We start from the raw sequence: 13,760 nt of genomic DNA on the forward strand, positions 1-13,760 counted from the left end.
CTTGCCCGAAAGTGTATGCCCAGCCCGTCATATTCAGTTTTGAAGCAGATGAAAACATCCGATTCCAACTCATTGCACCCGGAACACGCCTGTGCACTTTATCGGGACCGCAGCGGCGCACAAATTGAAGTGTTCGGAAAGCTTCTGTAACCTGCGACAACATGCGACCCGGAAGCGAGAATTCATGAGATTTAACCTATTGGCTGCAATGGCCCTGTTCGTCTGGGTGGCTATGCTATCTCTGGGGTCGGAAGCGACGGCGCAGACTTCGCTTATACCCGGGTATGGTTCGGGGCCTGGCACGACATCTGAAGCAGATAAGGAAAGCGAACTGGCTGACGCGATCCGATCAGCCACCGAAGCGGGTGCAAGCGTCATCGTCATCGACAGCGCCGGTCAGCTTGTCTCATCTGGTGGCAATGCCGCCTCGACGCACGACGATATCGCCCATGACCCGATGTCCGAAGGGTCACAGTTGATGAAGGCGCAAGAGCGGTTCTCGAAGTTCCGCGAGTCGATGGAGTCGCGCCTGCAGGCTTTGCCGTATTCGATCTTCGAAGTGCAATATGTTTTGCGAGAGACCAGCCCGGACGGCCGAATACAGACCTATGTCGAAGTGTTGGGCTGGAATATACTCTTCCTTCTTCTGGGGCGCTGGCTGTCGATAGAAATCTACGGCAAGCGTCTTGCAAAAAGGCTGGTGGTGGCGCGGTCAAAAGAAGATCCGCAGGGCTATCGCGAAAAAATGCCCTTTCTGGTCTTTCGCTTTTTCATGGGTGTTGGGGCCACGATCTTCGCGATGCTGATGGCCCTGATCGTGGGCTATCTGATCTTTGGCGAGGCTGAAGATCTTTCGATTCAGTTCACGACCACAGCCATATTTACGGCATTCTTTCTTGCACGCACAGTTTCCGATCTTTGGCGTATGGTGTTGTCTCCTTACCTCAGTCAGTACCGGCTGCCGCCCTTTTCCGACCGGGAGGCAAAACGCCTTTACGTCTGGGCCTCGGCAATCGCGACATATGATATCTCGGTGGTATTGTTTTCTACCTGGGTTGCGGATTTTGGTTTGAACTACAATGTCTATGCGATGGTCTATGGCGGCCTGACCATGTTTGGCGCCTTGGGCAATGTTCTGATGATTCTGTTCAACGCGCGCGCCATCTCGAACGCGATCCGAGGCGGGCGGTCAAAGGAACAGGTATCCTGGATTTTGCGCCTGATATCGATTGCCTGGGCGCCGGTTCTGGCAGTTTATATCGTGTTCAGCTGGTTCAAACTGGCTGTTGATCTGGTGCTTGAGAACGAGAATTCCATTCCGATTGTTGCCAGCAGCTATGCCATCTTCATGTCTGTGGTCATTGCCTATGGCGCGATGAACTATCTGCTTGAACGCTACTTCGTCCGCAATCGCCAGATTGAAGAGCTGAACGCAGAGACTGGTGTCGGTGTTGAAGAGGATGAGGTTCCTCAAACCCCGCAAGCGGAAAAGAGAAAGCACTCGATCGTCACCTATGAGGATCTGGCGCGACGTGTGGCCGGTATCCTGGCATTTGTCGTCGGGTTATATGCTCTGGTTGTGATCTGGAATCCTGACGCAAGCTGGAGCGAAGACCTGCCTATTGAACGGGCTCTGGACGTGATGGTTATCCTGTTCATGGGCTACATCTTGTTCCATTTCTTCCGTGTCTGGATTGATACCAAGATTGCTGAGGAAGAAGACGTAGCCGGTGGAGAGGTTGAACTGGGCGACGAGGGCGGGGAAGGCGGGCAAAGCCGTCTTGCGACACTGCTGCCGTTGTTCCGTGGCGCAATTCTGGCGGTTGTTGTTGTGACCATCGTTCTGATTGTCCTGATGGAATTGGGTATCAATGTCAGCCCGCTGTTCGCCGGTGCCGGTGTCGTGGGTCTGGCCGTTGGGTTCGGGTCGCAAACGCTTGTCCGGGATATATTCTCGGGCGCGTTCTTCCTGATGGATGATGCCTTCCGCAAAGGCGAATATATCGACATTGGCGATGTGAAGGGGACGGTCGAGAAAATCTCGGTCCGGTCGTTCCAGTTGCGGCACCATCTGGGCGCACTGAATACGATCCCCTTTGGCGAGATCAAGGTTCTTACCAACTATTCGCGTGATTGGGTGATCATGAAGCTGCCCCTGCGGGTGACCTATGACACCGATGTCGAAAAAGTACGGAAACTCATCAAGAATTTGGGCCAAGAGCTTTTGAGCGATCCGGTGATTGGGGATAATTTTATCCAGCCGTTGAAATCGCAGGGCGTGATCGAAATGCAGGATTCGGCGATGATTATTCGGGTCAAGTTCATGACCAAGCCGGGCGATCAGTGGCTGGTGCGTAAGAAGGTCTATCAGGATATCCGCGAATTGTTTGCCCGCGAAGGGATCAAGTTTGCGCATCGTGAGGTGACCGTCAGGCTTGCTGACGGAAAAGAGGCCGAAAACCTGACACCGCAGGAACGCGAAGCGGTGACCGGTGCAGTGCATGCGGCCATCGACGAGGATTATCTGGACGATATCGGTCCTGGAGGCGACGACCGCTAGGGACCGCTCCCGCCTCTTTGGGCTGCGTCTCTGACGAGACCCCTTCCAAAGCGTTGGGCCGGACCGCGCGGCTGCCGGCGAGGGCGTAGGCGTAGGGCTATGACCAGGTGGCGCTCGACGTGCCCAGTTTGCTTGCGGGCAGGTCCCACGACATCTGGGCCGGACCAACCGAGAGCGCGGGCTTCAACCTGTGGCCCGGTCCCCATCCAGAGGTTTCGGTCTTGGTCGTGAAATCAGCAGGAACCGAAGCGCCAATTTCTGTCTTGGTGTCGAACTTGCCTAGAATGGTCAGCAGGTCAGCCGTGCGTGCCAGCGACAATCGGGCCTGCATGATCGGCGCACCCTTCGCGGCTTCGGACAATGCTGACAGGACGGCGGCAGCCATCAGATATCCAGTCGCGTGGTCCAGCGCCTGCACCGGCAGGGGTGTCGGCTTGTCTGCACCGGCCCATACCCGACCTGCATCGGCAATCCCGCTGCTCATCTGTACGAGGCTGTCAAATCCGCGCCGCGAAGACCATGGGCCTTGCCAGCCATAGGCATTCAGTGTGACTTCTACTCTGTTCGGGGCAAGCTCGTCCCGTTTGGCTTGGGTGAGGCCCAGCGCGTCCAATGCGCCAGGGCGATAGCCGTGAATGAAGACATCCGCCTGGGTCAGCAAGCCGTGTAGCAACTCGATCCCTGCGGGGGATTTCAGGTCCAGATAGGCACAGCGCTTACCCAGAGAAATATCCGGGATCACACCCGGCTCGTCCCAGTCCGGAGGATCAATGCGCAGAACCTCTGCCCCGAACCCCGCCAGAGTTCTAGTTGAAACCGGACCGGCCAGAACGCGGGTCAGATCAAGCACGCGCAGACCTGCCAGCGGGCGCTTGGCCGTTGCCTCTGGCCGGTCGCGAAGCTTAATCTGTCGGGGTTTGTGCCATCCGATCAGCGGGTCCCGTGAAACCGCGCGCCCCTGTGGATGATCCTGCCATTCCCCGCGGCTGCGCATGGCGGCTGCGACACCGCCCTCAGCCACGACAGCGTTTTCAAGACTGGCTGCCGACATAGTTGCAACAGCCTTTGTAACCGCGTCCCGATCTCCTTTGACCTTCAGGACTTTCAGGGCGGCCGCACGGTGCTGAGGCAGGTTCGTGTGCAGCCTGATCCAACCATCATTGGCAAGGTAATCACCGGCGATACTGTCCCAGAGGTTGGGCATTTCCCAGCCATCGGGTTTGAAAGAATATCCGTACCAAAGAGACGCCAACCGGTGATCGACCAAAATCTCGGGCGGGCTTTGGGTCAGGTTCAGCGCGCCCATTAGGCGTGCCAGTTCCTGACCAACAGCCGCAAAGCTGGCGGTCGCCAGTTCGGAGACTGCATACACGCTGGGTCGCGCTCCGGTGCCGGTTGTCCGATACCCTTCCGGTGATGGCAGTACTGATAACAGCGTCATTGCTGATACGGATCCAGGCTGTCACGAAGCCCGTCACCCAGAAAGTTGAATGCCAGCACGATGACAATGATTGGCAGCATCGGGATGGCCGTCCAGGGGTAGATCTCGATCGACGCAAGGTTCTGCGCATCATTCAGCATCACACCCCAGCTGACGGCCGGGGCGCGCAGCCCAAGCCCAAGGAAGCTGAGCGCTGTTTCGCCCAGGATCATTGCCGGGATCGACAGGGTTGCCGATGCGATCAGATGCGACATGAAGTTGGGCAGCAGGTGCTTGCGGATCACCCGGCCCGAGCTTGCTCCCATCATTTCGGCTGCACGTACGTATTCTTCTTCGCGCAACGATAGGAATTTGGCACGAACGGATCGCGCAAGGCCAGGCCAGTCGAGAATCCCCAGGATAATCGAGATGATGAAGAATACCGCGACCGGGCTCCAATTCGAGGGGACCGCCGCTGATAGCGCGAGCCAAAGGGGCAATTCAGGTAGTGAGCGCAGAATTTCGATTATACGGTTAATCACCCAGTCGATTCTGCCGCCAAAATATCCCGCAATCGAGCCGAACAGGATACCAAGAAAGAAGGACACTGAAATCCCGATCAGACCCACCGTCAATGACAGCTGGGCGCCAAAGAGGATACGGCTGAATACATCACGGCCCAGACGATCCGACCCCCAAAGGAACAAAGTCGCGTCTTCAGGTGCGCAGAACAGATGGGTGTCGGACTTGATCAGACCCGCCAGCTTGTACTCGGCCCCTTCGCAGAAAAACTTGATTGGCCGCGGGGTGTCGGTGTCGGCGACAAACTTCCACTGGAAGGTCTCCAGATCCGCCTCGGCCACCATCGAATAGACATAAGGCCCGATGAATTCGCCCTCATGGAACCAGTTGATGCTTTGCGGCGGGGCATAGAGGTGCTCGTCATTACGTTCATTCGGGCCATAAGGCGCGATGAAACCCGCAAAGGGCAGCATGAGATAGCACAGCAACAGGAAGACGCCGGAAATCAGGCCCAGCTTGTGGGTTCGGAATTTGCGCCAGACCAGAATCCAGTTCGGAGCATCCAAATCGGCGCGCTCAAGCTGTTGCAGGGCGGCATCGGGATCGAATGGGGCGTCGTCGACATAGCGACCATCAGGATGTTGGGTCATGCTTCACGCCCCTCATATCGGATGCGCGGGTCCAGCATGACCAGCAGAATGTCAGAGATCATCGTACCGATCAGTGTCAGCAAAGCCACAAACATTAGGATGAAGGCGGACAGGAACTGGTCCTGGGTTTTCAGCGCGGTCAGCAATGTCGGGCCGATTGTCTGAAGGCCCAGAACAACCGATACCAGAACAGAGCCGGAGACCATCGAAGGCAGCAGGTTTCCGATATCCGCGACAAAGGGGTTGAAGGCCACACGCAGCGGATATTTGGTCAGCATCCGCGACGGGGCCATGCCTTTGGCAATGGCGGTTTCCACATAGGGTTTGCCCAGCTCATCCAGCATATTCGCCCGTAATCGCTGCATCATCGCCGAAGCGCCAGATGTGCCGATCACAAAGGTCGGTACGATCAAATGGACGAGGATGGATTTCAGCTTTTCCCAACTCATCGGCAGCCCTTCAAAGGACGGGTCCATCAGGCCTCCGATTGGTAGGTTGAAATAGCGGTGCCCATAGTAAAACAGGATTAGTGCCAGTAGAAAGTTCGGCGTTGCCAGACCCAAATAGCCTACAAAGGCCGAGGTATAGTCGATCCAGGTCCGCGACTTCGCGGCTGCAAGGACACCCAGTGGCAAGGCCACCGCATATACGAACAGGATGGCGGCCAGATTTACCACGACGGTCAGCCACAGCGTGTCGCCCACGATTTCTGCGACAGGGCGGTCAAATTCAAAGGACCAGCCGTAGTTGCCTTGCACCAGCCCATCGAACCCATGCGGGCCAGGCCAGAAACCGATCCAGATCAGATATTGCTCCCACATGGGGCGATCCAGAGCATATTCCGCGCGCAGGAATTCTGCCTTGGCCACACCCGCCGATTGTCCGGACGCCTGCAGTTCAGCGATCTGATTGCTGAGATAGTCGCCCGGGGGCAGGTTGATAATCACGAATACCAGAACCGACACCACCAGAAGGGTCAGCAGCATCGTGAAAAAGCGATAGACTGCATAGCGCAGCATGACCATGTGGCTGCTCCTGATCAGTCGGCGAAAAAGAATTCGTCCGGCCGGTGAATGCCGAAATGTGCGCCGGGTTCCCAGGCCCACATGGCCTGCTCGGGGACGTTGCGCAGGCGGTTCGATACGACGATAGGCTGAGGCGCACCGTTCAGAATGCCAATGGCATAAAGTTGGTCAGCGTGGATTTTCAGCATCTCATCCCATGCGGCCTTGCGTTCCTCATCAGTCGAGGCGACCTCCCAGTTATGGGCCAGTTCCATCAGGCGCTCGGCCTCGGGCATATCGGGTTTCTCACCAACATCGCCTCCGGTCTGATAGTACTGCCCCCATTTTGGCCAGGCCAAAAACACCTGATCGGTAGGGGCAAGATAAGCTGGTGAGGTGTGGTGTTGCGGGATGCCGTCATCCCAGCCGTACCAGACGGACGCCATTGTGCTGCCGGCAAACACCCGGTTGCGCAGAATGTCCCTGTCCAATGGGCGCATAATAAGATCGACGCCAATGTCGCGCCATGTGTCTGTGACGATTTGCAAGGCGTTTTCGACCTCTTGCCGCTCACCTGCAGTTTCGATGACCAGTTCCATCGGGCGGCCATCCGGCAACAGCCGCGTGCCGTTCTTGTCACGTTCGGTCAGGCCGGCCTCGTCCAGCAGCGCATTCGCCAATTCGATGTCGTACTGTGCCCATGCCTTTGCGTTTTCTTCGTTGAAGAAGGGCGAAGCAGGCAAGACCGACATCGCGGCGGGATGGGCCAGTTTGAAATACAGCGCCTGATTTATCGTTTTGCGGTCGATTGCCAGAGACAGCGCGCGGCGAACACGCGCGTCACGCAAAACGGTACGCCATGCTTCGTCTTCGTAGTTCAGATTGGGGTAAATCGCGATCTGTGAGGCCACCCCGGTTTTCCATAGTAAGGTTTTGTAGTCTCCGCCAGCCTCGCCTTTTTTCAAGATCGAAGCGTCGCGGAACGCCAGACCGCGCCCCTGTAGATCGGATTCGCCAGCATTGGTTTTTGCAGCAACCAGACCCCCGGCCACGATCTCCATCTCGACCACGTCGATATAGGGAAGCTGCACCCCATGGCTGTCGATGCGATGAAAATAGGGATTGCGAACAAAGTTGTGACGGATCTTTTTGCCCGAACTTGCATTCAACCAGGGCTGCAAAGTTGGCAACTCGTGGTTGTCAAACTTGTAAAGGTTGTCGAGTTTGTTGTGTAAAGCTGCCCAGCTTTTGACGCGGGCATCTTCAACCTGAAAGGCAAGCTTTTCTGCGTCAGCGTATTTCTCGTGGTACTGTTTCAGGAACTCGGAAGGGCGGTAGATGAAAGGCGGGCGCGCTTGTGCCAGAGCCTGCAGGAAGCCGGGGTTGGGATCTTCCCATTCAAACACAACGGTCGTTTCATCGGGGAAGGTCACGGTCGGAGTCTTGCCTTCGACGATCAGAAAATCCGGTGGTCCCGACGGGCTGAGCAGTTCATTATTTGCCACATCCTCCCACCAGTATCGGAAGTCCTCGGAAGTGAACGGAGAGCCATTCGACCATTTGTGACCTTCACGCAGGTTGAGGGTGTATTTGCGGTTGTCGTCGTTCTGGAAGGATTCAAGCAGGTCTGGAACGACCTGATAGGTCTGGTCGAACCCAACAAGGCGGGCATATCCGTAAACCACCATCTGCCGGATGTCTTTGGACCGAGTAATCATTGTGCGCAAAGTGCCGCCCTGTTTGCCGAATTCCCTGCCTTTTGCAGCAAGATCCACAATCAGGGGTTCGGCGGGAATTCGGTCCTGTATGGGCGGAAGGTTCCCCGCATTCACTTCGGTTTCCCAGAAAGTACTTTCTTGCAACTCGGGCATGTCTGCCGTGGCGGGCAGGGCCCATGTTGCGGCCAGCGCAACGGCCAGTAACAGCGGGCGAGTGGTCTTAAACATGGCATCGTACCTTATGGCCGGGCTCCATCTCTACCAATGAAGGTACCACGGAGTCGGTAAATCGGAAGGCGTCATCCCAACTGTCAGGTGAACCAGCACCCAAAGCAACCAAATTCAGGTCGATGGGGCGGTTGATGTCGGGCTCTGGTTGCGCAGCAATCAGTGCCTTGGTGTAAGGGTGACGAGGGTTGTAAAACAGTGTCTCGGGCGGGGCCTGTTCCACGACAAGCCCACGACGCATCACAGCAACTTCGTCGGCAATGCGTGCAACAACCGCAAGGTCGTGCGAGATGAAGAAATACGACAAATTCAGGCTGTCCTGCAAATGTTCCAGCAACGTCAGGATTTGTTCCTGAACCGATACGTCCAGAGCCGAAGTGGGTTCGTCACAGACAATAAGCTGAGGGTCGAGCATCATTGCGCGGGCAATCGACAGGCGCTGTCTTTGGCCGCCGGAAAAAGCATGGGGATAGCGTTTCAGCATATCGGCGTTCAGGCCAACACGTGTCAGCATCTCGGCCGCTTTTTCGCGCTGCTCGGCGGTCGATCCGATACGATGAATCTCCAACGGTTCGGTCATCGCATCCTGAATGCGCATGCGAGGACTGAGCGAGCTGTAGGGATCCTGAAACACCATCTGCGCCTTGCGCTGAAACGCGGTGCGCTGGGTCCGCGTCATCTTGTGAACGGTGATCGCTTCTTCATCGGGGGAGGTTCGAAACAGAACCTCTCCGCCCGGATCAGGCGGCTCAGCCCCTAGTGCGATGCGGGCGGCCGTAGTTTTGCCCGAGCCGCTTTCGCCGACGATCGCCAGCGTCTTGCCCCGCGCGAGGCTCAGATCGACTCCGCGGCAGGCATGGATCAGGCGTTCGCCCTGCCAGCCCTTGCTGGATCGCATCGTATAGGTTTTCGACACGGCCTTCATCTGAAGGATCAGATCTTCGTCGGGCATCGGGATGCCAACCGCATCCTGATCCGGAATCTCGGGCGCGGCGTTGAACAACTGTTGGGTATAGGGGTGAGCAGGGCTGGTCAGGATCGGTGCCGCAGCTCCGGCCTCCATCACGCGGCCTTTGTGCATGACCACGACCTGTTCGGCCATATTGGCGACGACCCCCAAATCATGGGTCACAAGGATGAGCGCCATTCCCGTTTCACGCTGAAGCTCTTTGATCAGCCCCAGCACCTGGGCCTGTGTCGTAACGTCCAATGCTGTCGTCGGCTCGTCCGCGATCAGTAATTCCGGTTTGGAAACCATGGCCATAGCGATCATGGCGCGTTGGCGCATCCCGCCGGACAGCTCGAACGGGTAAGAATCATAGGCGCGCTGAGGGTCTGGAAAACCCACGCGTTCGAACTGTTCCAGAACCGTTTTGCGGGCCTGTGCCTCGGAGGCATTGCGATGCAGCCAAAGAACTTCGCTGACCTGATTGCCAATTTTGTGCAGGGGAGAGAGCGAGCGCATCGGCTCTTGAAATATCATCGAGATCCGATTGCCGCGAATGCCGCGCATCTGACGCTCGCTGATCTGGGTCAGTTCCTCTATACCTTTGGAATCATTCAGAGTAATCGTGCCGCTTCGAATTTGGGCTGCTCGGGGAAGAATGCGCAACGCAGCCCGGCATGAGATCGTTTTCCCCGACCCTGATTCACCCACAAGCGCAAGTGTCTGTCCCGCTTCGACGTCGAAGTTGACGCCTTGAACCACAGACTCTCCGGCACCAAATCCGATGCTGAGGTCCCGGACAGACAACAACGCAGTCATGCGGGTATTCCACCCGTTAGGCCGTAGCTCGGCATAGGCTTGATCAACTCCCTGTGTTTTTTGTCGCAGTTTCGCGCGGTTGTGCCTGTATAGTCAAACCCGTTCTTAGGGTGAAATGTCGCGAAAGCGTGAAACTGAGGCCGATTTGCCTACACAATGCCTTGAGGATTTGTCATCACATGCGATGTCGGTCACAGGTTATGTGTCGTCAAATATCAAGGAGAGATTTCCCAGTGCCCGATCCCCAAAGCCGTCTTGACCTGTTCATCGACCGCATGGTGTCCCAGCGCGCCTGCCTGGACCATGCCATTGCACAGACAAGCACCATGTCCGGTCCGGTGTTCGAGCTGGGATTGGGCAACGGCCGCACCTATCACCACATGGTTCAGTATATTCAGAACCGTCCGGTCTATGTGTTCGAGCGCGCCGTGGCCTCCCATCCGGACTCTACCCCGCCCGAGGATCTGGTGATTCTGGGGGATGTGCGTGAGACTCTGCCTGCGGCGCTGGAACGGTTTGGGGCGACGGCCAGTTTGATCCATGCGGATCTTGGCGGCCATAACAGGGACAAGAACGATGCTTTCGCGCGGTTGGTTTCCCCCCTGATAGAACCGTTGTTGGCAGAAGGTGGGCTGATGGTGTCCAGCGACCGGATGTATTTCGAAAACCTGACCGAGATGCCCTTGCCTGAGCATGCGGTAGACGGACGTTGTTTCATCTACCGCCGCTGAGTGCGAAAGGGTTGCCAAATGCTTTTCTATGATTGCACGACCGCTCCAAACCCGCGCCGCGCGCGCATGTTCATCGCAGAAAAAGGGCTGGAGATTGAAACGCGCAATATCTCGATTGCAAAGGCGGAACAGTTGGATGACGCTTTCCTTGCAGTAAACCCCAATGCGACGATCCCTGTTCTGGTGACGGATGAGGGCGCAACGCTGACCGAAAACCTGGGCATTGCCGCCTATCTTGAGGCGCGCTTTCCCGAACCACCTTTGATGGGACGTACGCCAGATGAAAAGGGGCTGGTCCTGATGTGGAACAGCATTGTCGAGCAGCAGGGTGGAGTGCCTATTGCTGAGGCTCTGCGCAACACCCATCCCGCGTTCAAGGATCGGGCGGTTCCGGGCCCGGCGAACTATGCCCAGATTCCCGAGCTGGCACAGCGTGGCATGGACCGGGTTGGCCGGTTTTTCGATTTGCTTGAAACGCGGCTGAAGGATAGTGCGTTTGTTGCGGGGGCTGAGTTTACGCTGGCCGATATCTCGACCTTTGTGTTCGTTGACTTTGCCCGCGTGATCAAGATGCGGATTCCACAGGAAAATACCGCGACGCTGTCTTGGTTCGACAAGATCGAATCGCGTCCAAGCGCACAGCTTTAAGGCGTTGAAATTGAGCTGTCTGAACTTGCTCGCTTGCACTGTACAGAAATGTCTAGACAGGTGTGAACAGTATCACTAGCGTCTCCCTCGAGTCATGCAGGGGAGAGCATAATGAAATCTCAGTATCGCGTTGTGGTCATCGGTGGCGGCGTTGTGGGCGCCTCGGTTCTGTATCACTTGGCCAAATTCGGCTGGTCAGATGTGGTCATGCTGGAACGGCGGCGATTGGCGTCGGGATCGTCCTGGCACGCGGCGGGCGGTATTCACGCGCTGAACGCGGATCCGAACATGGCATCGCTGCAGGCCTATACAATCGACCTTCTCAGCGAGATCGAAAAGGAATCCGGGCAGAATATCGGCCTGCACATGACTGGTGGTCTGACTTTGGCTGGAACGCCCGAGCGGTGGGAGTGGCTGCAGGCCAACTATCGTATCTTCCAGTCCATCGGCATCGATGATTGCGAATTGCTGACCCCACAAGAGGCGCAGAGGCGCTGCCCCATCATGTCGACCGACGGCGTGTTGGGCGCGATGTGGGCCGATCGAGAGGGCTATATCGACACGACCGGTACGGTTCAGGCCTATGCAACTGCCGCCAAGAAACGCGGTGCCGAGTATTACGAGGAGACCAAGGTCGAGGAATTGATCCAGACCGATGATGGCTGGCAGGTCGTGACCGACAAGGGCACCATCACCTGTGAACACGTGGTCAATGCCGCGGGGCTTTGGGCCAAGCAGGTCGGGCGCATGGCTGGGGTTGAGCTGCCAGTATCGCCGCTGAAACATCACTATCTGATCACGGATACAGTGCCCGAAGTGGCGGCGGCGGATTTTGAAATGCCGATGACCGTGGACCTCGAGGGGTTCACCTATATGCGGCAAGACCAAAAGGGAGTTCTGGTCGGTATCTATGAGGTCGACCATGAACATTGGGCCATGGACGGCGCGCCGTGGAATTATGGCGAGGAACTGTTTCAGGAGCAGCTTGACCGGATTGAAAATGAACTGACGCTGGGCTTTGAACGCTATCCGTCGATCCAGAATGTCGGTATCAAAACCTGGGTCAACGGGGCGTTTACATTCTCGCCTGATGGTAACCCGCTGGTCGGGCCGGTTCCAGGCAAGCGCGGGTATTGGACCGCCTGCGCTGTCATGGCCGGGTTCCTGCAGGGCGGCGGCGTTGGCAAAACGCTGGCTGAGTGGATGATCCATGGCGAGCCCGAGGCCGATGCATGGCCGATGGACATTGCCCGCTATGGCGATTTTGCCCAGAACAAACGCTATATTCGTGAAACCACCGGGCAATTCTATTCCCACCGTTTCGTGATGACTTATCCGAATGAACAGCTGCCTGCCGGTCGTCCGCTGAAGATGGCGCCAGCTCATGACGCGATGACTGGAGCGGGATGCAAATGGGGTGTCAGCTGGGACCTTGAGGTGCCGCTGTACTTCGCGCCGAAAGGGTTCGAAGAAACGCCGACCCTCAAGCGATCCAACGCGCATGACATCGTGGCCAAGGAATGCAAGGTGATCCGCGAGGGCGTCGGCCTGATGGACATCTCTGGCTTTTCCCGGTTCGAGGTCACCGGACCAAGTGCCGAGCTGTGGCTGGATCACGTGATGGCTTCGAAACTGCCCGCGCCGGGACGGGCCAAGTTGGCACCAATGCTGGGTGAGAATGGGCGGCTAAAAGGGGATCTGACCGTTCTGAATTGGGGCGATGGCACCTGGTGGATCATGGGCAGCTATTACCTGCGTGCCTGGCATATGCGCTGGTTCGACGATCATATGATCGACGGAGTCGAGGTTCGCGATCTGGGCGAGGAGTATTGCGGGTTCGGTCTGGTCGGGCCGAAATCGCAGGAGGTAATCCAAAAACTGGCCGAGCAGGACGTCTCGGGCCTGAAATTCATGGGCTGTGGTGATTTTGATATCGGTCTTGTCAGGGCTCGCGTTGCGCGCATGTCTGTCACAGGTGAAAAAGGCTATGAGATCAACTGCCGCTATGGCGATCACATCAAGCTGCGCCGGATGTTGCTTGAGGCCGGGGCTGATGAGGGCATCCGCGAGTGCGGTTTCAATGCGATGCTGTCCACGCGGCTTGAGAAGAGCTTTGGCATCTGGTCGGCGGAATTCACGCAAGCTTACACGCCGGGCATGACCGGCATGGATCGCTGGATCGATTGGGACAAGGATTTCGTCGGTAAAGAGGCCGCCTTGGCCGAACGCGATGGCAATGGTCCTGCGCAGGTTCAGGTGACGCTTGAGGTTGATGCTTTGGACGCAGATGCCAGCGGATACGAACCTGTCTGGTCAGGGGCAGAGCACGTGGGTTTTGTCACCTCGGGCGGCTATGGCCACTACACCGGCAAGTCCCTGGCGATGGCGCTGGTCAATCGTGAAAAGGCCGCACCAGGCACTGAACTGTCTGTCCATGTGGTTGGGGTCGAACGACCTGCGCGGGTCATCGCGCCGTCGCCCTATGATCCACAGGGCAAAGCGATGCGGGGCTGA

General features: G+C 57.2%; 9 protein-coding genes. 4 read left to right on the forward strand and 5 right to left on the reverse strand.

Translation table 11 applies throughout. From position 1 onward, the window contains the following. The first annotated feature begins 184 nt into the window (after positions 1-184). Entirely contained in the window at positions 185-2,560 is a 2,376-nt protein-coding gene (locus AC2FH2_RS16960) for a mechanosensitive ion channel domain-containing protein (RefSeq protein ID WP_496824503.1), read from the forward strand. 97 nt (positions 2,561-2,657) lie between these two features. Here the strand turns inward: AC2FH2_RS16960 and AC2FH2_RS16965 are convergent, their stop codons facing one another. Genes AC2FH2_RS16965 through AC2FH2_RS16985 form a run of 5 tightly spaced genes read right to left on the reverse strand, consistent with a single transcriptional unit; the run spans position 2,658 to position 9,867 of the window. Beyond that, entirely contained in the window at positions 2,658-4,001 is a 1,344-nt protein-coding gene (locus AC2FH2_RS16965; protein ID WP_496824505.1) for a CoA transferase, read from the reverse strand. Beyond that, positions 3,998-5,152, reverse strand: coding sequence for an ABC transporter permease (locus AC2FH2_RS16970; protein ID WP_142639373.1), 1,155 nt, complete (start codon positions 5,150-5,152; stop codon positions 3,998-4,000). Before AC2FH2_RS16970 ends, AC2FH2_RS16965 begins: the two co-directional genes overlap by 4 nt. Beyond that, entirely contained in the window at positions 5,149-6,177 is a 1,029-nt protein-coding gene (locus AC2FH2_RS16975; protein WP_271951540.1) for an ABC transporter permease, read from the reverse strand. Before AC2FH2_RS16975 ends, AC2FH2_RS16970 begins: the two co-directional genes overlap by 4 nt. A 14-nt stretch (positions 6,178-6,191) precedes the next feature. Beyond that, positions 6,192-8,102: an ABC transporter substrate-binding protein gene (locus AC2FH2_RS16980; RefSeq protein WP_496824507.1), complete on the reverse strand. Its 1,911-nt coding sequence runs from the start codon at positions 8,100-8,102 to the stop codon at positions 6,192-6,194. Beyond that, a complete protein-coding gene (locus AC2FH2_RS16985) occupies positions 8,095-9,867 on the reverse strand; it encodes an ABC transporter ATP-binding protein (RefSeq protein WP_496824509.1) in 1,773 nt (590 codons plus the stop codon). Before AC2FH2_RS16985 ends, AC2FH2_RS16980 begins: the two co-directional genes overlap by 8 nt. A gap of 200 nt (positions 9,868-10,067) precedes the next feature. Here AC2FH2_RS16985 and AC2FH2_RS16990 point away from each other — a divergent pair, with 200 nt between their 5' ends. The 3 genes from AC2FH2_RS16990 to AC2FH2_RS17000 all read left to right on the forward strand — a co-directional run bounded on the left by AC2FH2_RS16990 (position 10,068) and on the right by AC2FH2_RS17000 (position 13,760). After that, positions 10,068-10,598 (forward strand): class I SAM-dependent methyltransferase, encoded by a 531-nt coding sequence (locus AC2FH2_RS16990; RefSeq protein WP_496698819.1) that lies wholly within the window; start codon positions 10,068-10,070, stop codon positions 10,596-10,598. 18 nt (positions 10,599-10,616) lie between these two features. After that, on the forward strand, positions 10,617-11,246 hold the full coding sequence (locus AC2FH2_RS16995) for a glutathione S-transferase (protein WP_496824512.1): 630 nt from the start codon (positions 10,617-10,619) through the stop codon (positions 11,244-11,246). A gap of 111 nt (positions 11,247-11,357) precedes the next feature. Continuing rightward, entirely contained in the window at positions 11,358-13,760 is a 2,403-nt protein-coding gene (locus AC2FH2_RS17000; protein WP_496824513.1) for a GcvT family protein, read from the forward strand.

It is taken from the genome of Ruegeria sp. YTSA105 (genome assembly GCF_059610225.1).